Annotated in this window: 23 protein-coding genes, 1 tRNA gene and 5 pseudogenes; 15 read left to right on the forward strand and 14 right to left on the reverse strand. The window is 60.1% G+C overall.

What is annotated here, in order from left to right; translation table 11 throughout:
- The first annotated feature begins 866 nt into the window (after positions 1-866).
- Positions 867-1,904 (forward strand): flavodoxin family protein, encoded by a 1,038-nt coding sequence (locus M1D43_RS19585; protein ID WP_033050530.1) that lies wholly within the window; start codon positions 867-869, stop codon positions 1,902-1,904.
- A 291-nt stretch (positions 1,905-2,195) separates the two neighbouring features.
- Positions 2,196-2,564, forward strand: a complete 369-nt coding sequence (locus tag M1D43_RS19590; RefSeq protein ID WP_017265287.1) for a PRC-barrel domain-containing protein — start codon at positions 2,196-2,198, stop codon at positions 2,562-2,564.
- Between the two features lie 474 nt (positions 2,565-3,038).
- Here M1D43_RS19590 and M1D43_RS19595 read toward each other — a convergent pair whose 3' ends face one another.
- Entirely contained in the window at positions 3,039-4,247 is a 1,209-nt protein-coding gene (locus M1D43_RS19595) for a GGDEF domain-containing protein (protein ID WP_498814425.1), read from the reverse strand.
- Positions 4,248-4,322: 75 nt separating this feature from the next.
- Between M1D43_RS19595 and M1D43_RS19600 the strand changes: the two genes are divergently transcribed.
- The 3 genes from M1D43_RS19600 to M1D43_RS19610 are packed head-to-tail and all read left to right on the forward strand — an operon-like array spanning position 4,323 to position 5,590.
- Positions 4,323-4,652, forward strand: a complete 330-nt coding sequence (locus tag M1D43_RS19600; protein ID WP_234844525.1) for a Rossmann-fold NAD(P)-binding domain-containing protein — start codon at positions 4,323-4,325, stop codon at positions 4,650-4,652.
- Between the two features lie 54 nt (positions 4,653-4,706).
- Positions 4,707-5,315: a TetR/AcrR family transcriptional regulator gene (locus M1D43_RS19605; protein WP_017276268.1), complete on the forward strand. Its 609-nt coding sequence runs from the start codon at positions 4,707-4,709 to the stop codon at positions 5,313-5,315.
- Positions 5,297-5,590 carry a YciI family protein gene (locus M1D43_RS19610; protein WP_017276267.1) on the forward strand — a complete coding sequence of 98 codons (294 nt, stop codon included), beginning with the start codon at positions 5,297-5,299 and terminating at the stop codon, positions 5,588-5,590. Before M1D43_RS19605 ends, M1D43_RS19610 begins: the two co-directional genes overlap by 19 nt.
- A 241-nt stretch (positions 5,591-5,831) precedes the next feature.
- Here the strand turns inward: M1D43_RS19610 and M1D43_RS19615 are convergent, their stop codons facing one another.
- The 4 genes from M1D43_RS19615 to M1D43_RS19630 are packed head-to-tail and all read right to left on the reverse strand — an operon-like array spanning position 5,832 to position 8,418.
- Positions 5,832-6,371, reverse strand: coding sequence for a DoxX family protein (locus M1D43_RS19615; RefSeq protein WP_013850979.1), 540 nt, complete (start codon positions 6,369-6,371; stop codon positions 5,832-5,834).
- Entirely contained in the window at positions 6,346-7,146 is an 801-nt protein-coding gene (locus tag M1D43_RS19620) for an HvfC/BufC N-terminal domain-containing protein (RefSeq protein ID WP_127643036.1), read from the reverse strand. Before M1D43_RS19620 ends, M1D43_RS19615 begins: the two co-directional genes overlap by 26 nt.
- Positions 7,133-8,062, reverse strand: coding sequence for an MNIO family bufferin maturase (bufB, locus tag M1D43_RS19625; RefSeq protein ID WP_127643037.1), 930 nt, complete (start codon positions 8,060-8,062; stop codon positions 7,133-7,135). Before bufB ends, M1D43_RS19620 begins: the two co-directional genes overlap by 14 nt.
- 32 nt (positions 8,063-8,094) lie before the next feature.
- Positions 8,095-8,418: a BufA1 family periplasmic bufferin-type metallophore gene (locus tag M1D43_RS19630; RefSeq protein WP_164873285.1), complete on the reverse strand. Its 324-nt coding sequence runs from the start codon at positions 8,416-8,418 to the stop codon at positions 8,095-8,097.
- A 249-nt stretch (positions 8,419-8,667) separates the two neighbouring features.
- Here M1D43_RS19630 and M1D43_RS19635 point away from each other — a divergent pair, with 249 nt between their 5' ends.
- Both M1D43_RS19635 and M1D43_RS19640 read left to right on the forward strand, forming a co-directional pair.
- A complete protein-coding gene (locus M1D43_RS19635) occupies positions 8,668-9,204 on the forward strand; it encodes a sigma-70 family RNA polymerase sigma factor (protein WP_127643039.1) in 537 nt (178 codons plus the stop codon).
- 1 nt (position 9,205) lies between these two features.
- The gene (locus tag M1D43_RS19640) at positions 9,206-9,844 is read left to right on the forward strand and encodes an NrsF family protein (RefSeq protein ID WP_127643040.1); all 639 of its coding nucleotides are present in this window, start codon (positions 9,206-9,208) and stop codon (positions 9,842-9,844) included.
- Positions 9,845-10,241: 397 nt separating this feature from the next.
- On the opposite strand, the gene M1D43_RS19645 is transcribed toward M1D43_RS19640, so the two are convergent.
- The 5 genes from M1D43_RS19645 to M1D43_RS19665 form a co-directional block, all read right to left on the reverse strand.
- A complete protein-coding gene (locus M1D43_RS19645; protein WP_318862947.1) occupies positions 10,242-10,730 on the reverse strand; it encodes a GNAT family N-acetyltransferase in 489 nt (162 codons plus the stop codon).
- A 311-nt stretch (positions 10,731-11,041) separates the two neighbouring features.
- Complete coding sequence (locus tag M1D43_RS19650) at positions 11,042-11,851, reverse strand: sugar phosphate isomerase/epimerase family protein (protein ID WP_127643042.1); 810 nt, start codon at positions 11,849-11,851, stop codon at positions 11,042-11,044.
- Entirely contained in the window at positions 11,848-12,858 is a 1,011-nt protein-coding gene (locus tag M1D43_RS19655; RefSeq protein WP_127643043.1) for a hydroxyacid dehydrogenase, read from the reverse strand. Before M1D43_RS19655 ends, M1D43_RS19650 begins: the two co-directional genes overlap by 4 nt.
- Positions 12,855-14,708: a DUF2264 domain-containing protein gene (locus tag M1D43_RS19660; protein WP_127643044.1), complete on the reverse strand. Its 1,854-nt coding sequence runs from the start codon at positions 14,706-14,708 to the stop codon at positions 12,855-12,857. The genes M1D43_RS19655 and M1D43_RS19660 overlap by 4 nt, the downstream gene beginning before the upstream one ends.
- Positions 14,705-15,733, reverse strand: coding sequence for a LacI family DNA-binding transcriptional regulator (locus tag M1D43_RS19665; RefSeq protein WP_010975396.1), 1,029 nt, complete (start codon positions 15,731-15,733; stop codon positions 14,705-14,707). Before M1D43_RS19665 ends, M1D43_RS19660 begins: the two co-directional genes overlap by 4 nt.
- 147 nt (positions 15,734-15,880) lie before the next feature.
- Between M1D43_RS19665 and M1D43_RS19670 the strand changes: the two genes are divergently transcribed.
- Positions 15,881-17,167 (forward strand): ABC transporter substrate-binding protein, encoded by a 1,287-nt coding sequence (locus M1D43_RS19670; RefSeq protein ID WP_127636738.1) that lies wholly within the window; start codon positions 15,881-15,883, stop codon positions 17,165-17,167.
- A 642-nt stretch (positions 17,168-17,809) separates the two neighbouring features.
- Here the strand turns inward: M1D43_RS19670 and M1D43_RS19675 are convergent.
- Complete coding sequence (locus M1D43_RS19675) at positions 17,810-18,022, reverse strand: hypothetical protein (protein WP_127620927.1); 213 nt, start codon at positions 18,020-18,022, stop codon at positions 17,810-17,812.
- Positions 18,023-18,296: 274 nt separating this feature from the next.
- Between M1D43_RS19675 and M1D43_RS19680 the strand changes: the two genes are divergently transcribed.
- The 3 genes and pseudogenes from M1D43_RS19680 to M1D43_RS19690 all read left to right on the forward strand — a co-directional run.
- Positions 18,297-20,171 (forward strand): TPR end-of-group domain-containing protein, encoded by a 1,875-nt coding sequence (locus tag M1D43_RS19680; RefSeq protein WP_127643045.1) that lies wholly within the window; start codon positions 18,297-18,299, stop codon positions 20,169-20,171.
- 722 nt (positions 20,172-20,893) lie between these two features.
- Positions 20,894-21,112 (forward strand): annotated as a pseudogene (locus M1D43_RS19685) (group II intron reverse transcriptase/maturase); the annotation flags it as partial.
- 134 nt (positions 21,113-21,246) lie between these two features.
- A pseudogene (locus M1D43_RS19690) lies at positions 21,247-21,504 on the forward strand (hypothetical protein); the annotation flags it as partial.
- Between the two features lie 410 nt (positions 21,505-21,914).
- On the opposite strand, the gene M1D43_RS19695 reads toward M1D43_RS19690, so the two are convergent.
- Positions 21,915-22,283, reverse strand: a complete 369-nt coding sequence (locus M1D43_RS19695) for a lysozyme inhibitor LprI family protein (protein ID WP_017264107.1) — start codon at positions 22,281-22,283, stop codon at positions 21,915-21,917.
- Between the two features lie 141 nt (positions 22,284-22,424).
- Here M1D43_RS19695 and M1D43_RS19700 point away from each other — a divergent pair.
- A tRNA-Met gene (locus tag M1D43_RS19700) sits at positions 22,425-22,494 on the forward strand.
- 220 nt (positions 22,495-22,714) lie between these two features.
- On the opposite strand, the gene M1D43_RS19705 is transcribed toward M1D43_RS19700, so the two are convergent.
- Together M1D43_RS19705 and M1D43_RS19710 are read right to left on the reverse strand one after the other, a co-directional pair.
- Positions 22,715-22,906 carry a hypothetical protein gene (locus M1D43_RS19705; RefSeq protein WP_127518643.1) on the reverse strand — a complete coding sequence of 64 codons (192 nt, stop codon included), beginning with the start codon at positions 22,904-22,906 and terminating at the stop codon, positions 22,715-22,717.
- Positions 22,907-23,617: 711 nt separating this feature from the next.
- Positions 23,618-23,896 (reverse strand): annotated as a pseudogene (locus tag M1D43_RS19710) (addiction module antidote protein); the annotation flags it as partial.
- Positions 23,897-24,078: 182 nt separating this feature from the next.
- Here M1D43_RS19710 and M1D43_RS19715 point away from each other — a divergent pair.
- From M1D43_RS19715 to M1D43_RS19725, 3 genes and pseudogenes are all read left to right on the forward strand, one after another.
- Positions 24,079-25,045: pseudogene (locus tag M1D43_RS19715) on the forward strand (glycoside hydrolase family 19 protein).
- Between the two features lie 121 nt (positions 25,046-25,166).
- Complete coding sequence (locus M1D43_RS19720; protein ID WP_127604001.1) at positions 25,167-25,409, forward strand: hypothetical protein; 243 nt, start codon at positions 25,167-25,169, stop codon at positions 25,407-25,409.
- Positions 25,406-25,752: pseudogene (locus tag M1D43_RS19725) on the forward strand (DUF1515 domain-containing protein). The gene M1D43_RS19720 and the pseudogene M1D43_RS19725 overlap by 4 nt, the downstream one beginning before the upstream one ends.
- Positions 25,753-25,787 lie beyond the last annotated feature (35 nt).

Below are 25,787 nucleotides of genomic sequence, written 5' to 3' on the forward strand. Positions count from 1 at the left end.
AGGCTAGAAGATGTGTCGTTGCATGCTTGATCTTATACGAAGGTATTAGCCATTCCAGTAACAATTTAGGGGTTTTCCGAAGTGAACCAAGGGCCAAATGGGACGTCGAGGGGTCAGCCCTGCAAGCGTGATTCCGCGACCTGACGAGCTAATTTCTGCCGGGTCCACAACGGAAAAATGCGCCGATAAGGACGTGCGCCTTGTCGACGTCCTGTGCAACCGAAGGATGGGACAGATGCCGCGCTCAGGGTCCCGCGAGAATGGGAAACGCTCCGCAATTGCATGGAAACCCAGGCTGCGTATTTCAGGCGATCGCGAGCACAGATATCCGATTGTTGTTCGAACCCTTCGAAGTCGAGGAGGTCTACAACAAACGACGGCTCCATTCAGCGCGGCTACGTTGGCCCCAACAGCCAAGGATCAACATCTTCGGCAGACTGGCAATCAATAGCCTGCTCTATGTCCAAGCGGCGCACTCCAATAAGGGGCAACAAATCCCCATTCCTGGGATCAGCTTTTAACCGTTGGGGAGGAAGATTGTTTCGCTGCTGCGCCACTGGAAAGACCGGCTGAAATCCCGTCTGTCGGAGAGTGTGCGCGACCGACCATCGTTGGCCGACAGCGGGGCCGATTGTAAGCTTCAACTTCTGTGTTCGGCTGCCTCAGCGCGAACGCGCCTGAGCTTGATGCGTCGACTTCGGCAATCGCTCTCGGGGTCACGGAAAATCGGCGCCCGGAACAAATGCCTTCCTGCTCGATTACAGGCAGACCTGCCACTCTACGGTCGTGGGATGATGGTAAAAAACTCTCGGATAACGCTTTCACCGGCGCTGCTGGAGCCGCGAAAGGGAACGCCAAGTCCGCGGTTGGAGGAAGCCGAGTTTCGCCGTCGCTTCCTCAATCGGTTTCAGGATCCTGCCTTCGACAGTCTTCGGTCGGAACTGGATAAGGTAGCCTCGGCGGCTTGGGATGCCTATGAGCATCAGCGAAAAGCGCCTCGCACCCAAAAGGCCGGCGCCCCATTCAAGGATCCGGAGTACGAGCTTTCCATCGACTGGCTTGCAGCGCGTGATGCGGTTCACGCCGCGCAATTGCGTCACCTGGATGCCAGGGGTCCAGCGCGCATCCTATTGATCAGCGGGTCGTCCCGTAGCGAGCACACTTGTCCCGGCGAAATGTCGAAATCCTATCGGCTGATGCGGGTCGCACAAGAAGCGATCGATCAGGCGGCCGGGGTCAAGACGACAGTCCTCGAACTACATCGCCTTGCCTCCGAATACGGGCGAATGATCCATCCCTGCAAGGCTTGCTTTTCCACTTCGCCGGCGCTCTGTCACTGGCCATGCTCTTGCTATCCCAACTATTCGCTTGGACAGGTCGACGACTGGATGAACGAGATCTATCCGATGTGGGTCGAGGCCCACGGCATCATGATCGTCACCCCGGTCAATTGGTACCAGGTCTCGTCCCCGATAAAACTGATGATGGACCGGTTGGTTTGCGCTGACGGCGGCAACCCGGATCCGACCGCAACGCAGGGTAAAGATGCGAAGCTTGCTAAGGCGCTCGAGCTCGAAGGCTGGAACTACCCTCGGCATCTCGCAGGACGGCTCTTTTCAGTTATCGTTCATGGTGACGTGGAGGGAGCGGAGAACGTTCGGCGCAGCCTGTCAGACTGGCTTTGCTACATGCATCTGGAACCCGCCGGTCCATTGGCGGAGTTGGATCGGTATATCGGCTATTGGAAACCCTACGCATTGAGCCATGAAGAATTGGATGCCGACGAGGCGGTGCAGGAAGAGGTACGCAACGCGGCGCGAACATTGGTTGAGGCGGTTAGCGCCAAGCGAGCCGGAAAGCTGGTTTCGGCAGGAAGACAGCTTTCGGCGCCACGGCAAAAGTAGTCGAAGGTTTGAGGTTATTTACGCCTTTGCAGGAGATTACCCCTGGCAGAGAGGCATCCGGTCGTCGGCAAGCCGAATAGACCATCGGCGGAGCTCCGAACCCCAAAGCTCTGCCCTCGAATCCGAGTGCAGCGCTCAGCCCGCGAAGATTGCTCTATCCGGGCGCCTCGCCAATGATTCTGGCCCCCCGGAGGTCCACGTCTCGGTGAGGATGCATCGATCGAAGGAACAAGTTGCCTGAAGCCCCGTTAGGCACCTGCTCTGTTACGCCAGCCTTAAGGAGGAACGAAGATGGTGAACCCGGATCTACACGAATCACACGATCTTATCGCCAGCGATAAGGTGGTAGGCACCGCCGTCTATGACATGAATGGGGAAAACGTCGGCTCTATCGAGCGGATCATCCTGGAAAAGCGCGGCGGCCGCGTCGCATATGCTGTGATGAGTTTCGGCGGCATACTTGGTATTGGACATGAGCATTACCCGCTTCCATGGGAAATGCTTGATTACAATACCGACCTCGGTGGGTTCCAAGTGAACATCACCAAGGAGCAGGTCGAGGGTGCTCCGAGATATCCTGCGGGCCAGGATTACGATTGGAGTCCTGAGAGCGGCCGCCGCGTTTACGACTACTACGGAATAGCACCCTATTGGGTATGAGCCACCGTTGGTCCGAGCCGACCGCCGCCACTTCACCGTTGAACGCTGTCGCGGCGGAGTCTGTGGTCCGCCGTTTCTGTCCAACAAAGAGCGGGCGACGAAGGACGTCGCGGTGCTGGGTACGGCCAGACAGCAACAAGGCGCTTGCTTTGGGCAGTTTCGCGGACGGGAGCTCAAGGTCTATCGGCGCTCGGATGAACGTATCCAGGACGTCAGCAATCGCCTTAGCCACAACAGTTCCACCGACGCTTCGAAGATCCAGGTTAGTGTGCAGAGGGCCGAGTCATTCTGAGTGACCGGGTCGACAGCCGGAAAGTAGACGCGTTGGATTCAGGGGGCTGCTGAGTGCCACTCACCCAATCGTAAGCTCGGTTGCGAGGCGCCACGCGCAAGCCGCCATCGCGGCAATGACGCTAGTCGTGCGGTCGCCAGGATTGGAGTAAGCTGGGGTCGAGATCAATTGCCCGCCTGGCCTTACGTCGGTCGATACTTTCCAGACCTATGGTAATCGGCAGACGCGATGACCCGGATGGGTGGTTCGGCGCATTCTACACGATTCCTTCCTCCAGCTTTGGCGGCATAAAGCGAATTATCAGCCCGCCGCATTGCCGCGTCTAATAACTCACCCGCCGCTACCGCAGAAACGCCGAAGCTTGCCGTCACTGCGACGCCTTCCGGAAGGCCGTTAATCCGTTTCACCGCAAGCTCCGAACGAATTCCGTTGGCTACTATGCGCGCATCGGCCAATCCCACGCGCGGAAGAAATATGGCGAACTCCTCACCCCCGACGCGCCCCGCCACCGCACGGTGAGGCATTACATCAGCCAAAATATGCGAAAACTCTCGGATGACTTCGTCGCCCGTATGATGGCCAAAGGTATCGTTAACAAGTTTGAACCGATCAATGTCCGCGAGGATCAGCGTTCCGACGTCATGATCGCTCAGGTCGCGCAGAAGAGGCGCGACGCGGCTCGAAAACCCGCGTCGATTGCAAAGACCCGAGAGGGCATCGATCTCGGAACTGGCGCGAGCCTCGTCCACGACGTCCTTGACCATGACCCCAAGCATCGCCACGCCCGTGCCGACGATCAGCATTGCTCCGAGCGCCTGCGAAATCAGGGCGAACGGGCTTTGGAGATAATCCGCCGCCGTGGCACCAGAGCCTGCCGCAACTGCGGCATAGATCTTCACAAGGAAATAGAGCGCGCTCAGCGCCAGCATGCAAAGGAGTATCCCATCCGCGTAAGATCGACGTCGCGACCGGATAATCGCGGCGGCGGACCACGCCTGGATCAGGAAGAACGGCATCTGGTAGAAAAAGGCGTGCAGCAACGTTCCTCGCGGAAGATCATAGATGAAAAGATCCACGATCACCGACCCGATGAAAAAGGACGCAAGTACCGGCGGTTTCGCCGGAACGCTGTAAAAGACGCCAAGGCCGATACGCAGGAGGCAGAAACCGGCAAGGACATTTGCAAAGGCGCCAACGGCAAAGAGCCTTCGCATCGGCGTAAATGGCAGGACGGCCTCGCAAATCGCGGAAAGCGAGGCTACGGCGAAACCTGCGGCGCACCAAGCCGCCGCCCGGCCCGAGCGGCTCTTCACAGAAATGATCAGAAACGCAGCCACGAAGATCTGGGCAACGATGAAATTCACCGCCAGAAGTGAGATCGCACCGCCCATCGGCAGAATCCAATATTCGCACGTGTAAACGACTAGCCCGCGATCGCGCTTCGCCGACTAGGAGGCACATTAGTGATGCCGCACAAAGAAATCATTAAGAGATCGAGCGGCGCTAGTGCAAGTGTCCGTCCTCCACGCGGAAGTGCACGAAAGCCAAGATTCAAGTCATACCAGACGCGGCGCACAGAGTACCAGGAACGGCGGAGCGATGATCAATGGCTTATCCCGCGCCTGCCTATCGAACTTCGCGGCCACAAGACGGCAGTGCTTGGCTTGCATGTGACCTTCATTGACACCGACATGACCAATGGCGTTGTTATGAAGAAAACCAGTCCGCGGCAGGCTGCGGAAGCTGCTCTAATCGGCCTTGAGGCTAATGTGGAAGAGGTGCTCGTTGCGCCTTGACAATACTAGGACGATCGTCCCAGTATTCGCGTGTCAAAAAGAATGCCGCGACGAATGCCACCACAGTCAACCCGTGACCTGATTGTCGAAAAGGCGGATGCCCTCTTCCACGAGAGCGGATTCGAGGCAACGTCCTTTGCCGAAATCGCCAAAGCCGTGGGCATTTCGCGCGGGAATTTCTATCATCACTTCAAGACCAAGGACGACATATTGGATGCCGTGATCGCCCGCCGAATGGACTTGACCCGCTCCATGCTCGACGGGTGGCAGATGGAAGGCGAAGATCCGCGCGGGCGCATCCTGTTGTTCGTTCATATGCTGATCGTCAACCGAGCCCAGATTATGAATTTCGGCTGCCCAGTTGGAACGTTGTGCTCTGAACTCGCCAAGCTCGACCACACCGCACAGGGCCGCGCGACCGAAATTTTGGGCCTTTACCGCGAGTGGCTCGCCGAACAGCTCCGTGAGCTTGGTGCCGTTGATCGGGCAGAAACGCTGGCGCTGCATCTTTTAGCCTGGTCGCAGGGGGTGGCGGTGATGGCGACCGCCTTCAAGGACGAGGCATTCATCCGCAACGAGGTGGCCGGGATCGAACAATGGCTAGCGTCCCTGCTGGCCCCTCGCAATCCAAATACGGAGCATCGATGTTCGTTACTTTCTTGAGATTTGCCGAGAATCGCACCGGCGCGCCAGATTTCATGTCGGCGCATAACGACTGGATCGCGCAGGGCTTCGCCGACGGCGTGTTTTTCTGCGTCGGCTCGCTCCAGGCCGCGGCGGGAGGCGCGATACTCGCTCATGGGGAAAGTCGTGATGCGTATGACGCGCGTATCGCGGCCGACCCCTTCGTCGTGCAAAGGGTCGTGACAGCCGAAACTTACGAAATTGATCCGAAGCGCACGACTCCCGTCCTCGACTTCTTGAAGTCGGCAGCATGAGCGGACCGTTTCCGGCCTGAACGGTCGCTGACGAAGTCTATTCGGTAAAGCAGTGTCGAAGGAACTGCGTACGAGCTGACCGTCGATCGACTCGGAACCGATGATGCGCATGCTGATTATCGGCTGCAGCATGGATGTCCGGTCGAGGCGCCCGCTCTCTAAGGAAGTCCTTGTTGCATCAGACAGGATACGCTCCTTGCCGCGTCCAGCTCAGCTCGGCTTCGGATTATGCTCCGGCCGCTTATCGTGCTGACCCACCCGGTGACACCAGCCAGTGGTCGAGCGACAGCCTCCCCGCGCCCCAGGTAATCAAACCAAGCGCCATCGCCGCCCAAGTCAGATGAATGGGCCAGCCATCCGGAACGGTGAGCTGGATGACGATGGCCATTGCGAGGAGCCCAAGCGCGGCAAGGCGTGTCGCCAAGCCCAAGGCCAAAAAGATTGGCAGCATAACTTCGGCGGAGGCAACCACAAAGGCAGTCGCCGCCGGTGCCGGGAAAGGATAGGGGCCTCCCGGCAGGTGAAGCTGGAATTCCGACGTGAACAGAAGAACGGCAACGTCGTTGAGCTCAAGAAAGCCATCCCATTTGCCCAGGCCGGAGCGCCAGAAGGGCACGGCAAGCGCCAATCGCAAGGCGAGTTGGGCGAGTGATGCCGGGGCGATGGCGGCGATCATGCCATCGATCTTGGCCGCCCAACGTCTCACTTTCCGGTTTCTGTGTCTGGCGAGGAAGGTTCGTACCGAGGTCACCTTTTCACCCTCCATGGCGGATAGCCGCAAAAGCGCCGGCCTCCAGCATCACCCTGATGGCGGTCGCGAGATCGAAAGTCGGGCAGCAAGCGTGCCCCGCAACCGCAGCACGTCCGAGTGGTTCGCCTTCAAGGAGACTGCCGACGAAGATGTCGACCCCCCGCGAAAGAGCGCGGACCTCCACCTCGAGCGACGGCCGCGTAATCAACGCGGTTTCCGGCACACTAGCCTCGATGCGCCCGACTGGACCATCCCCGCGATTTGCCAAGAACACCGTCACTGCTGGATAGGCGGAGCGGACGACGCCGGTCGCCGGGTGCGGTTCGAAGACCAGGTTGGCGAGTTCAGTGGGCTTTGCCGTCGCCAACACGTGCGGCAGCAGGGCGGCTGCGTCTGCCGCATGATAGGCGTCGAGCCAGGCCCGCTCGATCCGTGCGATGTCGGCCAGCCACGGCATCGGCCTGGCATAGGCGTAGCGTTCTATGAAATCGGGAAAATCCCGGCCGTATTCGAAGAGGAGCGGCGATTTCGGTGGCATCTCGCGGATATGGAACCGGGCCATGGCCCGGAAGAATGCGTCGCCGGTGATGCGCCTCGTCGCTGGGAACGTGGCAGCGAGCGCCTCGACGAGGCTTACCGTCACATTGTTGCGGTAGACATTGAAACGCCTGTCGCCTGCCTTGCTGTGAGGGCCTGTAAGGAGCGTCGGTGTTGGGCAAGCGGGATCGAGTAGCCCGGCGACGAACGCGGCAGGATAGTCGAGGTCGTCGGCTGCCTCTAGGAAACAGTCCCTAACCTCGCACATGCAACGTCTCCTGTCGGAGGCCAGCAGCATGGCGGTCCATGAGCATTTGGGCGGCCTGCGCCTCACGTTTCAATATTGGCCAGTCCGGTATCGCGCTATCCCATTCGACTAACGTCGGAATCGGGCCACATAGGGAGATCACCACGTCGAAGAGCTTCCACACCGCGTCGGCTACCGGCTTGTCGTGGCTGTCGATCAGCAGGAGATCGCCTTCGTCATCCTGCTGCTCTGTATGACCGGCGAGGTGAATCTCGCCGACATGGGCCATCGGGAAGTCGGACAGATAGTCTAGGGCGGAAAAGCCATGATTGGTGGCCGAAACGAAGACATTGTTGATGTCAAGCAACAGACCGCATCCTGTGCGTCTCACCAGTCCCCGGATGAACGCGGTTTCGCTCATCGTCGATTCCTTGAAGAGCAGGTAGCTCGAGGGATTTTCCAGTAAGAGCGGCCGTCCGATCACCTCCTGTACCTCGTTGATGTGCTCTGCGACCCGCTGCAAGCTTGCCTCGGTATAAGGCAAGGGCAAGAGATCGTTGTAGTAGGTCGTGTCGTGCGTCGACCACGCCAGATGTTCCGAGACGAGCGCCGGCTCGTATCGCTTGACGAGGGCAGCGAAGCGGGCGAGATGACCTTTGTCCAATGACTGCGGCCCACCGATGGACATGCACACGCCGTGAAGCGAGACTGGATAGTCCTCGCGTATTTTCGTCAGTGCGGCATGCGGCGGGCCGCCTGCTCCCATGTAGTTTTCCGCATGAACTTCGAAAAAGCCGCCAGTCCACTCGTCTTCAGCGAGAATGGCGGGCAGATGCTGGTGCTTAAAGCTGGTGCCAGCCAGCCCATCGACCGGATGCGCCGGAAAGAGAGGAATTCCCAGCTGAGCGCGATCCGCGTGAATTGTCAGTTCCGTCACTGTCGCCTCCACTTTCCGGCTCGTCGTTGCGATTAAGACGGCAGGTCGCGTGTCAGCGGTTCAGGCGAGCCATTGCGATCACCCGGCAGTTCCATCGTCGTGCAGGTGCCGCCGTCGACGAATTTCCAGGCATTGCCCTGGTAGTCGACAGTCGACGTGGCCTGGCAGGTCGTGCCCGGGCCGGCAGCGCAATCATTCTGGCCCTTGAGCGCGACGCCGTAGCACTTCTCCTTTCCTGCATCCATCGCAGCCTTGACCTCGGCCTGCGAAAGCGGCGCGGCGCTTGCGAGCGACGACAGCGCGGTCGCCACAGCGCCGGCAAGCATGGCGGTATTGATCGAACTTCTGGTAGACATGATCCTTCTCTCCATCGTTGCTGCATGCACCTTCGCTTCGGCGCACAGTCCGTCATTCGCAGCCACCGGGAGCGATGTTACATTCTGCGGTTACACGCTTTCGTGAGTGCCGCCCCATTTGAATTTGCGGCGAATTTGGGAAGACTAGGAAGACGGATGTTTCTGCTCCCACGGCCCACCTGCGGCAAAACATTTGCCGCGCGGGCATGTAACAAGTAGCGAAACTCGGCGAATTGGGAGGAAGTGCAGGTGAACGGCGCGGACGACGGCGATCTCGCCGGGCTCCTTCGCACGGCGCTCGGTGGCAACGAGAAGGCCTACAGCGAGTTCCTCCAAAGTGCGGCTGCCGTTGTTCGCATCTGGGCGCGCCGGAGAGTGGCGTCTGTCGGTCTCGATCCCGAGGACATCGTCCAGGAGACACTGCTGGCGGTCCATTTAAAGCGCCATACTTGGCGGACCGACGGACCCGTGAAGCCTTGGCTCTTTGCAATCGCGAGGCACAAGCTCGTCGACGCCTTACGACGACATGGCCGTCATGCTCGCGTGCAACTCAGTGAGGTTGAGGGCAATCTCGCGACGGAAGAGGCGGAAACCGCCCGGGACTGGGAGATTGGCCGCGCGCTCGAGGTGCTGACGCCCGGCCAACGCTCGGTGGTGACTGCTATATCGGTCGAGGGACGCACGATCGCCGAGGCTGCAAGAAGCCTCGACATGAATGAAACCGCAGTTCGCGTCGCGCTCCACCGCGGTCTTGCTGCCATCGCCAGGCGATTTGGACGGAAGTGATATGGAAACGCAGGAACTCATCAAGGCCTTGGCTGCGGACAACCAGCGAAGCGGAATGCCGATGACTCTCGTCTGGACGGGTGCCGCTGTCATCGCCATCGCCGCCGCTGCTTGCGTCTTCTTCGTACTTCTCGGGCCCAGGCCTGATATTGCAAGCGCAATGCAGACGCTACGCTTCCCGTTCAAGATTGTGGTGGCGATCGCGCTTGCCGTGAGCTCCCTCAGTGCACTGCGTGCGCTGTCGCGGCCGGAAACCGAGCCGCGTGACTTGCTGCCCCCTCTGATCGTCGCTCCGGCGCTGATCGCGATGGCGGTCCTCGCCGAGCTCATCGCCATGCCGGCGAGCACATGGTCCGCGAGGCTCGTCGGAACGAACAGTCTCGTGTGCCTGACCTTCATCCCGCTGATCGGCATCGGGCCCCTCGCTCTGCTGCTCCTTGCGCTGCGTTATGGGGCTTCTTCTCATTCCGCGGTTTCAGGCGCAGCTGCCGGATTGGCTGCCGGCGGCATTGCGGCGGCCTTCTATGCCTCGCATTGCACGGACGACTCTCCGCTTTTCGTCGCAACCTGGTACACGATGGCGGTGGCAATTTTGGCCATTGCAGGGGCCCTTGCCGCCCGCCGCGTAATTCACTGGTGAGTAGCGGGCCAGCGCCGGCGCAATAATTTCAAAATCGCTACTGCGGTCGGCTGCGGCGCCGCTTGCGAAGCTCAGAGCTGGATGAGGAAAAGTGAGTGCGGTTTTCTGAACTTATTAGAGCCGATTCATGATTTTAGATCGCCCGGCCTCATATCATCGCACGCAGGGCTATACGAGACAACAAGCGGGCTGGAATCCAGATTGGCCCTGGGTTGGACCGCGTTAGCTGCGACCATACTTAGCTTTTTACATTCGAATTGCCGCGCGCGGCACCACGATCGTACTCCGCTAGGCTGCGTATTCATGAACGGTCACGCTTGGTTTCAGCCACGAGCGGATAGGTCCTGCGCGGCCGGCCATGTCTCAGCGGTCGAAGCGGCGAAAGATGGTGTGCCGCTTACCGCCTTGCAAGCATTGGCAAAATCAAGCCCCACTGCGTCTCTTGAGGTGATCCGAACGGTTCAAAACCCAGTTTCTTGTAGACAGCAATCGCCCGTTCATTGGCCGGGTGCGGATCGGTCGCGATAACGGGTACACCCGCATCGAAGAGAGCCCTCATTCTCGCTCCGATAAATGCTGATCCGTGCCCAAGACCGATCATTTCGGGGTCTCCTATGTATTGATCGATTCCCCGCGATCCCCTGGGAAGCTTAGCAAAATGGTGATCTTCCCAGCCGTGGACGGTATAGTCCTGCATGAACGCAAAGGGGCGTTCGGCGGTTGAAACAATCCAACGCGCCACCCGAGGATCAGCCAAGTCTGCTGCATCGTACGACTCATCTGAGCCCCACCATGCGCGGACATGCGGGTTCGATTGCCATGCTATAAGCAACGGCAGATCATCCACCGTCGCTTTGCGAAAACTGTATCGGTTGGCCGCCGTCATTTAACAAGCCTAGCACGTCGCTGGTCGGTAGAAATAGGCTCTTTTGGGACGATCAAGCTGCGGCGCACGAAGCTGGTCGCGGAGGCGAACCAGACATTGAACAAGGGCCTGACGCTTCCGCGATGATGCGGTCGATGCCCACGCCGCGGAGAAGAGGCGGGCAGCGGTATCGAGCAGGCGCCGCCGCGGTAAACATTATGTGTGTCCGGTACGGAAAGATCGTTGAAGGCCTCGGGTACGTGAAGGAGTAGGCTGGGACTTCGTCGCTTCAAGCGTTTCGCCGTCTTTACAGACGGTGGCCGGTAAAGCAGTCAATTTCCGTCTGCAATGGCAGAGGCGCCTGGCGGAAACTCGGCCTTTAGGATTTTTCTCAGCGTCGCCGCATCCGCCAGAAATGCCGCCGGATCGTCTCCCGCCACGAATTCAAGCATGGCAAATCGCCGGCCGGTCCAGCGCGATTGCGGCATGGCGGCCAAAGCCGTTTGCCAGTAGCCTTCGGCGGATGCCAGGGGAAAGCGCTTGCGTTCGTGGTCCCAGGCGAAGACATGGACATGGGAGACATGCGCGCCGATGCTGGCGATCTCCGTGAGTGCCTCGACGAGCGGGAGCCCGGGCCTCGGCTGCCAGTAGAGATACACATTCGGATGCGCGACCGCCTCGATAAGGCGGAGTGCCGAGCTCGTCTCGTCCGTCAGGGTCTGTGGGTGATATTCGAGCGAAACCGTGATGCCATGCCGAGCGGCTTCCGCGCCCATGTCGCGAATCGCATCCGCTGCATCGCGCCGTTCATCGGCGCTGTAATCCCTCGAAGCGCGCTGGCGCGTGCCGGGCCAGATGCGGATGTTGGAGGCGCCAAGCGCGACCGCGGTTGCCAGTGCGGGCGCGAGGGCGGAAAGATCGTCGGTCGGCGGCGCGACATAGGAGCCATAGGAAGTCTTGAGACCCGCGCTTTCGCACAGGTGTCCGACCGTGCGGGCGGTGGACGTGTCGCCGGGAGGAACATGGGCGTCTCCCGCCCACTCGATCGCGGCGAGCCTCGCCTTCGCTGCTAGCGCGACAATTTCGTCGGCGGGCAGCTTGCGGAAGGTTACCGTGCAGAGAGCCGCTTCGAAAGCGTTCATGCCATGCGCCCCAGATCCTGCTTGTGGACCTCGAACAGGAGCGGCCTGGCTTCGAGGAACCGCGCCACTTCATCAACCGCCATTTCACCGAGGCGCATGCGCTCCAGACCGATGGCGCCTGCGATATGCGGCGTCAGAAATACGTTCGGCAGGTTGTAAAGTGGTGAATTTTCGTCCGGAATTTCGGGGTCAGTAACGTCGATCACGGCATTGATCGCGCCCGACTGCAGTTTTTCGATGAGTGCCGCCTCATCCACCAAAGCGCCGCGCGCCGTGTTGATCAGCGTCGCGCCGTCCTTCATAAGGGCGAGCTGGCGGTTATCGATCATGTGCCGGGTCTCGGGTAGCAGCGGCGCATGCAGCGACACGATATCGGAGCGGGCCATCAACGTATCGAGGTCGACCTTCTCTACCTCGAGGGCAATGGCTTCGGCGTCTTTGACCAACGGATCATAAAGCAGCAATTGATAGTCGAGGTGGCGCAGCAGTTCGATCACGCGGCGTCCGATCCGCGATGCGCCGACGATCCCGACCGTGCGGCGATGGTTTCCGATCGCTTCGCCCTGCACGATCTGGGTGCGCTCGCGTCCACGGTCGGCCGCATAGACATCGCGGAAGCGGAACACCTGCTTGCCCGCAAAAATAACGGCTGCGAGGGTAAACTCGGCGACCGGTACGGCATTGGCCTCCGCCGCGTGGCTGACCTGGATCCCCGCATCGAAAACGCTCTCGTCGACCAGCCCCTTGATCGTGCCGGCGGCATGGACGATGAGGCGAAGGCGCGGCGCCCGGGCGAGGACGGCCGCATCGATGAACGGCGCGCCCCAGCCGGTCACCAAAATTTGTGCCTCGGCCAACAAACGCTGCGACCGCTCATCGGCGAACACCGTCATCGGCCGCTGATCCAGGATTCGGGCGAAGGCATCGAGCCGCGCGAGAAGCTCCGGCGTCAGAACATAACGCGTCCTTTCCGGCTGCATCGCAAAGGCGACGGTCGGGAGGGTCATGGCGCTGATCCGGGCGCTTGCATTGCGCTGACGGTTAAGCCTTCCGCCCGAAGCGCGTCGAGCGCCGCCATGTCCGGCATCGCCGGCGGGTTGGACCAGTCTTCAGTGACGACGGAAGTGTTGCGGGCCGCAAGCACAGCGCAGGCGAGGATGGTTTCCCCAGAAGGGATTTTGGCCCGCAACTGCGGCACCAGGGTTTTTGCGGCAATCAGATTGGTGTTGGGCGGCGCCTTTTGGATCCGGCCTTCGCGCGGGACGGTCGAACCGAGATCGCGGATCCCGCTGAAATCTTCCGCGCCGATTGCGTGGGCAGTCCCTTCCGCGGCGGTGAGCGCGTCGGTCTCGAAATCCCGTCGGGGAATGGCGAAGCCGCCTTCGGCCGTCTCCAAAGGCCGCGGCGTCGCAATCCGGTGCACGCGCACATGCCAGGGCGAAGCCGGAACAAGCCACGTCTCGACAACGACGTCCGGCCAGGGGGACCATTTGGAGAACAGCACATTGTGCGCAAGCCGCACCTCCTCATTGGCCTCGCGCACCCGGTAATGAACGCCGTCGTCGCTGAATGCCAGCATCGAATCGAAGGCACCGCCGGCAAATGCCCGTTCGTCGCTCTCGACGCTGAAGGCGTATCGCGCCGAATAGGCGAATTTCGCATATTTTTCGGAGCCGAACCGCATCTGGCGGTTTTCCTGGCCGGAGGAAAGCGCCACCACGTCCCCTTTGACGGGCATCATGACCATGCCCGGATGTCGAAGGGCAACCGGTTCGGCCAGCCGCCGGAGCGGGACTTCCGAGCTCGTCCAGAATGGATGGTTTTCGCTGACGGCTAGCGGCAGGAAAGCCTTGAAGGCCCAATAGGGCGAGCCGGCCGAATTGTAGTTTTCCGACATCAAGAGGTTCGGATAGCCGTAGCCGATAGAAAGAACGCCGTCCCGATCCGCTATCGGTTTGTCTGCCCACCATCTGAGGTGGCGGAGGCAGAGCCCCTTGATCTCGCCCCAGGGTAGAGCCTCGAGGTCGGCAAAGGCCAGCGCTGCCCAGAAGCCGGCGCAGGCGAAGCGGTAGGTGAGACTGCGGCCGAAGGGGAGGGTCGCTCCGTCTTCGGCAAACCAGTGGCGAAAATCCTGGGCGAAGGCGACCGCCCGCTCGCGATACCGTTTCGCATGGTCGTCTTCGACAAGGCGCGCATAGATCAGCCCGTAGAAGTGCATGGCAAAGGCGATGTAGTGGTCGACGCGCCGCACATTGCCGTCGCGATACCAGCCGCCACCGATATAGAAGCCGTCAAGTTCGGTGAGATAGGCCTTCGTCAGGCTGCGATCGTGCTCGATGCCGAGGCGATCGAGAGCGATGTCGACGAAAACGCGAAAGAACTTCCAGTTATTGTCGGCATAGTCGAACTTGCGGGCATGGAGGAGATAAGAGACGAGATTGTCTCTTTCACGCCCGTTTAAGGGTTCCCACAGCTTCTCCGGCGCCAGCACCAGCGCGAAGCCGAGGGCCGCCAGCTCGACCATGCGCTGGTCCCGGCCGTTCACTTGTCCCCAATATTCGGGATGTCCAGGGTCGGTGCCGTTGGCGATCCCTTCCGCATAGCGGTCCCAATGCGCGAAATTTCCGCCGCCTGCAGCAAAGGGAGCAAGACCCCAGAGAGGCCTCGCAAAGCCCTCCAGATCGGCAGCGGCCCGGTCGAAATGAGCCGCGGCGGCGTCGAGACGGACTCGCGCATTTCCTCCAGAGAAGTAGGGGAGCAGCGGATCGAAGAGATCGAGCAGCGCGCGCTCCATGTCGCCGCGTGTCTCAAGCGGATTTCCGGCAAGCGGGTTGGCGCTAGCGGGATCATAGGTCATGGATTGTCTTTCGTGGCAATGGTGCCGCCGGGCACCGGGACTACGGCGTGAGTGACATGCCGGGCGGGCACGTCCGGATGGCGGAAGCGGAACTGCATCATGGCGACCGCTTCGCGGCCGAGCGCTGCGCGGTCGACACGCATTGTCGAAAGGCGCGGATTGGCCATGTCGGCGCAGGGCAGGTCGTCGAAACCGATGATCGCGAAATCGTCCGGTACGCGCCGGCCGAGTTCGGTCACCGCCTCTAGAACGCCCACGGCGATGAAGTCGTTCATGCAGAAGGCAGCGGTGAAACCCTCGTCCTCGGCAAGAGCCGCGAGCGTTGCCGCATGGGCTTCGGCGCTGGAGTTATTCGCGAACGGCAGGCGGATGACACGCGCATGGCCGCTATCCACGGAGGCGACAGCCGCTTCGAAGCCGCGCACGCGCTCGCGGATCGTATGCCGATGCGATCCGGTCAGGTGGAGGATACGCCGGTGACCGGCGTCCAGCAGCATCCGCGTCGCCGCGAAGGCGCCGAAGAAGTTTGGCGGCGAGACACCGTCGAAGCGTAATTGCGGATCGACGCCGTTGACGAGGACGACGGGGGTGCGGCTTTCCACAAACCATTCTGCAAGCGCCTGACAGGGATCTATGCCGACCAGGAAAAGCCCTTGCGCACCAACCGATTGCATATGTTCGCCAACGGCTTGCGGCGTAGCCTTCGCCTCGTTCACGAGGCGAATGTCGAAAGACATGCCCTGCTCGGCCGCTTCGGAGCGCAGGCCATCGACAATGCCCTGATAAAATGCGCTCAGACTGCCCGTGACGCCGTTGCTCGCGATCAGCGCCAGCGCGCGAGGTGCTGCCGCAGCACCTGCTTTGAGGGGGTAGCCGAGGTCATTTGCGACCTTGAGGATCTGTACCCGAACATCCTCGCTGATGCCGGGCTCATTCGCGAGGACGCGTGAGACGGTAGATACTGAAACTCCTGCTTGTGCGGCAATGTCAGCTTGGCGGAGTCTTCTGGAGGGTCTTTCTATCATGACGCAAACATTGCGCAATCAATGCAAATTTGCAAGACCGAAAAGAAATATTGCGCAACGAAAATTTTTGCATAAGCTCTTGCGCTAATTGGAACCTGCAGGTGCTGGAGGAGAGTGCCGCGCAGGGCAGCACAGGGGAGGACTAGCATGCTACTCAACAGACGCGGATTCATGATCGGCGCGGCTGGCGCAGCGACGGGTATCGCCCTCGGTTCCCGCTCGGCCCTTGCGGCCGAAAGCGTGCAGTTGCGCGCGATGTGGTGGGGATCAAACGACCGCTCGAAGCGGACCTTGGCGGTCGCCAAGCTTTTCCAGGAGAAGAACCCGGATATCAGGATAGTCGGCGAGAGCTTGAGCGGCGACGGGTACTGGACGAAGCTCGCCACTCAGATGGCCGGCCGCGCCATTGCCGATATCTTCCAGCTCGAGCCCAGCACAATTTCGGACTATTCCAAGCGCGGTGCCTGCATGGCGCTCGATCCCTTCATCTCTTCGGCGCTCGACGTCGACGCCTTCGGCAAGGACGTGCTGAACCTGACGACAGTCGACGGAAAGCTTTGGGGTGTCGGCCTCGGTCTCAATTCCTTCGCGATGTTCTATGACGCCGATGCCTTCGCCAAAGCCGGGATCACGCCGCCAGGAGTCGACACCACCTGGGCGGAATATGCCGACATCGCCATCGAGATGACCAAGGCGGCCGGCAAGAAGAATGTCTGGGGCGGACCCTATGGAGCACGCTATGCCTATGTCTTCGATGCCTGGCTCCGCCAGCGTGGCAGCAGTCTCTACACCGACACGGGTCTCGGCTTCAGGGTCGAGGAGGCGAAGGAGTGGTACGCCTATTGGGAGGAGTTGCGCAAGCGCGGCGGCACCGTCGGCGCAGACATTCAGACGCTCGATCAGAACACCATCGATACCAACTGCCTGGCGCTCGGCTACTCGGCGATGGGCATGGCCTATTCCAACCAGATGGTCGGCTACCAACTCATTATGAAAAGCAAGCTCGGCATCGGCATGCTACCGCGCGCCGAGAAGGGCGGCCCCTCCGGCCATTACTATCGCCCGGCGCTGATCTGGAGCATCGGTGCATCGACTGAACACGGCGAAGCGGCCGCCAAGTTCATCAACTTCTTCGTCAACGATGTCGAGGCCGGCAAGATCCTCGGCGTCGAGCGCGGCGTACCCATGTCGCCGACGGTTCGCGAAGCCATCCTGCCGTCGCTCAACCCGACGGAGACGGAAACGGTGAAATACATCAACGCCCTCAAGGATCAGGTGGGCGGCTATCCGTCGCCGGCGCCGCTCGGATCGACCGAGTTCGACCAGCGCGTGCTGCGCCCTATCGCTGATGAACTTGCCTTTGAGCGCATTTCGATCGACGAGGCCGCCACGCGTCTGGTCGACGAAGGCAAGGCCACGGTCCGCGCCGGCTGAACCGGCCGGTGCCAGCGGATTTCCGATTAGATCGTTTCTCTGTGCCATCGAAACGGAGAAACGATCTGCCTCTTTGAAGCTAAAGGACGAGAGCCTTCAAAGCTTTTCTTCGAAGCGCTCTACGTTGCCCCAGGCTAGGCTCCGTGGCCTTGCTCCTGTGTAGCATAAGGGGAGAGGGATGGACGTCGAAGTCCAGCGGGTCTCGGGGTTGCCGTCTTCATCGTCGCTATGTCGATCCTGGTCGCAGATGAAGTCGGTGGCTCACCAAACCTCAAAGCGGCGGAGATAGGCTATGCCCCAAGCCGCCATTGGAGCACGTAACTGAATGGGCGACGGGCTCTGGTGACTTTCCATTCGGGGGCCGGCCGTGAGGCGATGAAGGTGCCGCAGGCGACCGTGATCGGCGCAACCGCGAACAGATCGATAAACGGAGAGCGACCGACGAGATGCTCAAGGTCACATGCACCGGCGTGGCTAGGACGTCACGACCGGATTAGCCGCCATAGGCGGCTCGCCGGAGGCTGCAAATCCGCATGTCACCGACGAGAATGATCATTCCGTCGATGTGTTGCGCCTACCCCAAATGGCGAGCCGAACAAATACGACGGAGCGCCGATTTCATCGTCCAAGAAGGTTTGCTCCCTAGGCCTGGTTAGGCGCAGCCCATTGGAGTTGGAACAGGATGCTGTCATCGCGTGAAGGGAACCAGCAGTGGGCGTCGAGACCGGCTGTTTCCGCTTCGCTGCTTGGATCCTTGAGAACATAGCACCCCGCATAGGTCTTCACGGATTTGCAAAGCCTCTCCAAATCAGCGTGATGGACATTTCTGACGAGAACCGGCTCGAACTCTTCCATTGGCCGCTCCCTGCGATCCTGTTGGCAAGAGTATTATCGAAAGCTAATCATGGAAAGATCAAGGCAGAGGTTCAGATTTTCTGAACCGAAATACCTTCTTCGCCGTTCTCGATCTTGACTCCGAGTCCCTGCGTGTTTTTGGAGTCGAGGGAAGCGCAAGTTTGGCCGTTTTGGCCACACCAGCCAGAGACATTCACTAGCCGCTGGAGTATTATTGGGTTGGCCTGGGACATGGCACCCCGAGCGTGGCAGTACACGAAAACTGGGTGGTCACATGGACGATCCGACCATGCACAGACGTCTGACGGCCATCCTTGCCGCAGACGTAGTGACCTATAGCCGCCTCATGGCCCGGGATGAGGCAGGTACTCATGCGGCATGGAAATCGCACCGAAAGGACCTGATCGACCCCAAGATCGTCGAGTATGAGGGGCGCATCGTGAAGCTCACCGGCGATGGATTTCTGGCGGAGTTTCCAAGCGTCGTGAATGCGGTCACCTGCGCTGCGACGGTCCAGCGGGGAATGCTAGAGCGCAATGTGGATGTGCCGCGGCCAAGTCGGATCGAGCTTCGCATGGGCATCAACCTTGGAGACGTGATCGTTGAAAGCGACGACATCTTCGGGGACGGCGTCAACGTGGCTGTGCGACTTGAAAAAATAGCGGCACCTGGCGGTATCGCGGTATCTGCGGCCGTCCGCGATAACGTCGGCAACAGGCTGGATCTTCGATTTGAGGACATGGGCGAGCAGGCGCTCAAGAACATCGACCGGCCGGTGCGAGCCTACAGCATTTCTTTGGATTTTCCGGCGGCCCAAAAAACGGCCGGCTCGGATGCAGGCACCCAAGAGCCTTGGGAGATCGAGAAGCCGTCCATCGCGGTGCTGCCCTTCAACAATATAAGCGGTGACCCTGAGCAAGAATATTTCAGCGACGGGATCACCGAGGACATAATTACCGACCTTTCGAAAATCTCCGGCCTGTTCGTTGTCGCCCGCAATACGGCATATACCTACAAGAATAAGCCGGTGAAGGTGCAGCAGGTGAGCCAGGATCTCAGGGTTGGCTATATCCTAGAAGGAAGCGTGCGTAGGGTCGGTTCACGTGTGCGCGTCACCGCGCAACTCGTCGAGGGCAAGGGCGGTGGTCCTCTCTGGGCCGATCGCTACGACTGGGATCTCACCGAAATCTTCGCCCTTCAAGACGAGATCACCCATACCATTGTGGACCACTTGAAGGTCAAGCTGCTTCCGGAGGAGAAGAAGGACATCGGTCGGGTGCCCACCGGGAACTTCGAGGCCTATGCGTATTACCTGCGAGGACGGCAATTCCTGCACTGGCACTCACAGTCGCATTACGTTCTGGCGAAGCGTATGTTCGCCATGGCGGTCGAACTCGATCCGCGTTATGCGCGGGCCTACGCCGGAATTGCTGATTGCGATTCCTTCCTCTTCCTTCACTACAACGCTGACGTGTCGATCGACGGCATTTTGGCGACCAGCGCCAAGGCTCTGGATCTTGAGAGTGGTCTCGCAGAAGCGCACGCTTCACTCGGCCTCGCTCTGTCGCTTCGCGAGCGACATTCGGAAGCGATGGCGGAGTTCGATCAGGCGATCACCCTCGATCCCGATCTGTTTGAAGCCCATTATTTCTATGCCCGCGCCTGCTTCACCCAAGGTAAACTTGACGAAGCGGCAAGGCATTTCCAGCGCGCCGCCGACCTCAAACCTGACGATTACCAGGCCTTGCTTGTGCTCATTAACGTTCTCCGCTCGCTCGGACGCGAGCAGGAAATGAATACCGCGGCGCGGGAAGGCGTCGCGCGCGCCGAGCGTGAGCTCATGATGCGTCCGGAAAATCCAAGACCCGCCTACTTGGGGGCTGTGGGGCTTGCGGCACTTGGCGAGCTTGATCGTGCTAAGGAATGGGCGGGACGCGCTTTGGCGACCGATCCCGACGATCGCCTGGCCAAATATAATGTGGCTTGCTTTTACTCGCTCCAGGGCGAGCCTGATCGAGCGATCGACTTGCTAGTCGAGCTTCTCCCCGAGGCCACCCACGAAACAAAGAGGTGGGTAAAATACGACTCGGATCTCGACCCCATCCGTAATCATCCGCGTTTCCCGAAGGTGCTTGAACTCCTCGGGTGAGAGATACTGCGGGTAGAGATCTTCGGCAACTCAGCCGAAGAACGGGCCGAATGAGATCCGGGGCGATTGCTTGAGACATCCAAGCGCTCCGGTCACAGTGTGAGCCGCGCATCAGGAAAATTCACGAAACGCTCTGGCCAACCCTCGTCGAAAGACGCTTCACCTTTGCGAACCTCCGGGACCGATATGCCGGACATGAATTCGTTGCCGGCAAACTGCGACCGGCCGGAAACGGCCGCACCCCGCCAGAAGTACCAACGACTACCGGATTCCCCAAAGCGTGCCGCCCCCGCAAACCTCGCCAGCTTCGCTACCGCGGCACGCTCCCTTCGCTGAGATGGCTATTTGACAACCATGCTGATCTCGCGCTGCCGTTAGCGGCAGCGCTTCCCAAACCCAGCAGCAACTGGCGCGACGCGCAGACGACAATAAACAAAAGATTCGTCCTTCTTTCGGCGAATTGATCAAGGCGGCCAGCGATGCGTCTCTTGCCTTCATCAGAGATGGGATTCGCCACGTTGGGGCCGGGCTGGTAGTGGAAGCGGACGAGGATGGCGGACGTAGCACTCTGGCCCCCTGAAGTTCCGCTACGGTCGGCTGGTTGAATGGGTCATAACGAAGGTGCGCCGACTTCGCCCCGTCGATCGCGTAAGGCTGGCCTAACTAGCCAAGTGTCGCGACGTGATCCTGTGCTCGATCTCAAAACAGAGGCGACTACGCCGGAGGAGTGGATGCGTCACCGGGTGCGAGCGACCCAGCTCAAGCACTGGAAGCGTGGCAAGACCACCTACAAGGCCCTGCTTGCCAGGGGCGCCAAGCCCGAAGTGGCACGGCAGGTCGCGGCCAACAGCCGCAGATGGTGGCGCAACAGCGGCATGTTGCTCAATTCGGTCCTAGCCCTCAGGTGGATGGATGCCCTCCGTATCCCCCGCCTCGCCTGACCTCAACTCTTCGAACCGCCCGGTGCGGACCCGCATGCCGGGTGGTGTGGCAGGGGCGCGGTCATAACGACCGCCCCCTATGCCGATCCCGTCAGTGTAGTCGCAACGGGGATCTTGCGCGGTGCCAACTGTGACCGCTCGAATTCCCCGACGGGACCATAGAGGCCTTGTACTTCGCCGAGAACGAGCGCCGGGAGGCCTTTCTCTACGAGCACCACTGCCGGAAGGAGAACGAGCGCCACGAGCAAATCCATCACTTGCGCGGCCAGCTCCGCAAGATCCTGCCGAAGGGCCGGAAAGTCCGCCCCTCGATGGTCGAACAAGCCGAAAGGGCTATAGATTCTCTAACCCCGCAGGTCAAAGAGCGAGTGCAGAAAATTATCAGTGAATAGAACGCGCTCACCGCTGACGCAGAGGTTGAAAATCTGCGCAAAGCCGTATAGGTTTCCTCAAGTGATTTGTGTGGCTGTTCAGTTGCGATCCTCTACTGAGGTAACACTCGCCGGGCCACCGCCCGATATAGGCGGTAGAAGAAATGCGCCCGTAACCCAGGCGGCGCATACTCCGAATGGACAACTTGTTCAGAAAACCCCCGCCCTCTATAAAGTTTGCACAAGCGCATTTGTCGGCGGGGGGATACGTCGGCAATCGCGCATTGCTTTCGACTTGTGACCACGGAGGTACTGGCACGAGTTTTGAGAGCGAAAAGACAAAGGGCCGGGGCCGCCAACGAGCCCCGGCCTTTTTGTTGGCTTCGCCCGGTAAGTGGGGACCACCGTCTATGCGCGTCGTCTTCAAACCCTTATTGGCTCGAAGGTACCGGGCAGGAAAGATCACCCTCCTGGCAATCGAGGTACGCCTTAAGTGCCTTCGTTCTTTCCGTCGTCAATTCGGTTCTGCAGGCGGCGACGAGCATAGGATAGGCGCTACCGTCGGCACTAGCTGATGTTTGGAATGCACACTCATTGTCGCGGAAGGAAATCCACGATCTTTGGGCGGAGACAAGCAGCTTTTTCGTTTTGGCGTCATCGCCAATGCGAGCCTCGATTTCCTTGAAGGTCGAATTCAGTTCCTTGTCAGCCGTAGCGAGCGCCTCGTCGCCTTCGGCTGCAACAGCAACAGCTCCAAACGAGCTGATAAGCATTACGGCCGGGATCAATAGGGTACGCATTGCAATCTCCTCGCGTTCGACAGTGTTGTACCAGCCACCGATGGTGACGGGGACGAGAGGTTCGCGCGTTAGTTTAGTCAAATCAAGTGGCCAAATCTGTCGCCCTGCTGCCGGAGGTGGACGCACCCGGCAACAAATTCCGCAGGCAGGGCAACTGGTAAGCCGCGTGGCTCATAACCACGAAAGACCGGGTTCGATTCCCGGGCCTGCAATCAAACCTGAGTAAACCCAGAAAAGACCGGTCGCCGCGTTTGCAGAGACCGGTTTTTAGTTGGTGCTGAACAAGCTGGTGATTTATCTGCGAGTGGTCTGTCGTTCGTCATGGGCACCTCCCTCGGGATTTGCCACCTGCCAGCACGTATACGCTGGCTGCGTACTGTCTGCAGCGGTCGGCAATCCCGCCAATGCGCACCCCTTGTGATCACTAAGTCTCAGTACCGCCACCTCGGCGCGCGCTTGGCATTGTGAAGCAACTCCGAAGCCTCCGCGAAATCGCCAAAAAGGCTGGTCAAGCGCTTCTCCTCCTCTTGAGGCAAGCATTGCCGCTGGCAAAAAACGTGTACGTTCCATACCTTAGTAGTAGTTTGCTTGGAAATCTTATCGACTTCAACGCGTTCGACCATCTTGCTCCTCCCAAAGCGAAGGAGGTTAGACTATGCTACTTAAGTCTAATAAAGCAAGAAATAACTAAGTAATACTTATTGCCTGATCGTGATGGCTGCGATGAGTCGCTGACGCGAGAAAGACCGGCAGTGAAATTGATGCCAGGTGCTTGCGGCGACGTCCCTTTGGCCAAGATGCTTTCTTCGAAAACGCCGCCATCGAGATTTATGGTGACCTTATCGAAGCCGAAAAACGACGTGATGCCGTTGTGCGTCGTATGGCGGCTTGTGGTTACAGCGGCCGTCAGCCGGTCGGCTTCGGTCGAGTATGATCCGACATACTGTAACCTTGCGTCACCACCCCTTACCGTCGATAGCGTGACGCTGGATGTCCCCGCCAATCTCACGTCGTCAGTTCAGGCCACGGGCTATCACCAAGGGCAATCAGTACCGCTGGTCAATCTTTGCCGTTAATGGCGGCGAGACGGAGAGGGCTAACGGGAGCGGCGCCGCGCTCGGACCTTGCTTCGGGGCTGATCGCCAAAAGACCGAGGTCCGCCGCTTTCTCCGGCAACGGCAGACCTCTGACCGCCTGGGAGTGATGGGTGCTGGCGGCTGGGGATCAGGAAACCACAATCAGTTTCCTGCAGCCATTCGCCCATCGGGCTTAGTCCGCCCATCCATTAGTCTTGTTCGCTCCGCCCCCAGCCTTGCTTCGGCGCAATTATTTCCTTTGTCCACCGCCTCAACGGTGAGCTTGATGCCAAGAGCCTTAGCTACTCCGAGCAGGGTGGAAAGCTTAGGATCGCCATGTTCGCTAAGGGATTTATAGAGTGCCTCACGGGTAACTCCTGCGTCCTTTGCGACGGCCGTCATTCCGATTGATCAGGCGACATCTCCTAGCGCGTGGGCGATTAGAGACGGATCTCCGTCTTCGAAAGCTGCTTCGAGGTATGTAAAGCGATCCTTGGGCTCGATTGGGCCGGCGCTTTTCGTTTCGCTATCGTCCATCTTCAAGTCCCATTTCCATTGATTTGGATCAATGGCGAGGCCCGTCAAGGGCCGCGGGCCTGTGACGAGCCTCCCGGCCGCCTGCGAGGGGCAAAGACGACCAATGTCAGTCTAAGCCCGAACACTGCCGGCCGCCACAAACCAGCCGCCGAATATTCCCCAACGACAACCAGGAGACTTCAATGAGCGCCATCACCGCTCAGCAGGTTCGCGCTGCCGCGAAGGGCAGGGTGAACGAGAGCAGTCTCGCGTCCGTGCTCGTGGCGCTGGACAAGTATGGAGAGCGTTTCGGCATGGATCGGCCGCACCGCCTCGCGCAGTATTTCGCCCAGCTCATCCATGAAAGCGGAGACTTCCGCTATGATCGCGAGATCTGGGGCCCGACGCCGGCGCAGCAGCGATACGACGCTCGCACCGATCTCGGCAACACGCCTGAGAGGGACGGCGACGGCTATCTCTACCGCGGCCGAACCGGCATGCAGCTTACCGGCAAGGACAACTATCGCCAGTTCCGCAACTGGTGCCGCGCCACCGGCCTCGACTGCCCGGACTTCGCAAGGATCCGGACGCAGTCAACACCGATCCTTGGGAGGCCTCGTGCCTCTGTTCTATTGGGACACGCGCGGCCTTGACCGCTGGGCCGACGAAGAAGACTATGAGACCGTTACGAGAAAGATAAACGGCGGCAAGAACGGCCTGGCTGATCGGTTTGACCGGCTCGCCAGGATATCTCTCGTCCTTCTCGGCTACCGCGCCGACAACGTCCTTCAGTTCCAGGCTGACCAGCGCCTACAGGTCGACGGCGATGTCGGACCGAAAACGCGCTCTGCGATGCATACGGCGCTCGTGGCGCTTACCCCGGGCGAGGCGGCCCGGCCCGAAGTCAAGGCAGCCCCGGTGACCGAGGAGAAGCCGGTACCGGTTCCTGTGACGCCGCCGAGCCTCGATGCGCCGTGGTGGAAGTCGAAAGAGGCGATCACGCCGTCTGTCATCGGCGGTGGCGCTTCGTTGCTTGCCGCGATCGGCGGCATACCGTGGCAGAACCTCCTCCTGATCCTCGTCGCGTTCGCAGGCATTGCCGGCTTTCTCTACTGGCGGAAGAACGCCGACCGTAAGGCGGTGGCGAAGCAGGTCGAGGGGATGGCGTGAATGTTTACCACTCCTCGCCTCATCGCGGCCGCCACCGCTCTCGCCATCGTTGCCGCCATTGTTGCTTGGATCTACCCGCAGAGCGGCGACGACGTCAGGACCTTCATCGAAGGGCAGAACAATGAAGCTGGCCGCACTGCGGGCGATGTCGGCTCTCGTTTTGACCTTTGCCCTCCAGGGATGTGGGACTTTGGCGCTGGCAAGTGTCGGCGGACTTCGCCGGGTCGTGGGCACTGATCTGATCGGGGCCCGCGGCGCGACGCCTGAGGATCAGCGGAAAATAGACAGGACCGTCGTCGGGATATGCGGTGCGGCGGTTTGGACGAGGGCGGAATGCGCGAAACACGGGGAAGGGCGGGAATGATCGATGCAACTGTTCACCAGCAGCTCGGGACGCTGCTTGCGGAGGTGAAGAACCTCCGCGAAGACTTCCGGAGGTCGGAAGACAAATCGGATGCCAGTCGCGCCTCGATGCATCGGCGCATGGATGAACTGGTCGAGCGGTCGAGCGCGTCGGCACGCTCGAAGGATCCACGGTAGCGATGCAAGGGGACATCACCGAGATGAAGCCGATCACCGATGACGTCAAGAAATGGAAGTTGATGGGGATCGGCGCGCTTGGCGTCATAGGCATCGGCGGGGCGGCACTGGGCGTAACCTTTGCAGATGTCGTCAAGCGGTCTCTGATGCTACATCGTGGCGGCTAGGTATCGCCGCCACGATCGTCCAGCCAGCTGGACAG

Source organism: Ensifer sp. R1-3, from assembly GCF_056739175.1.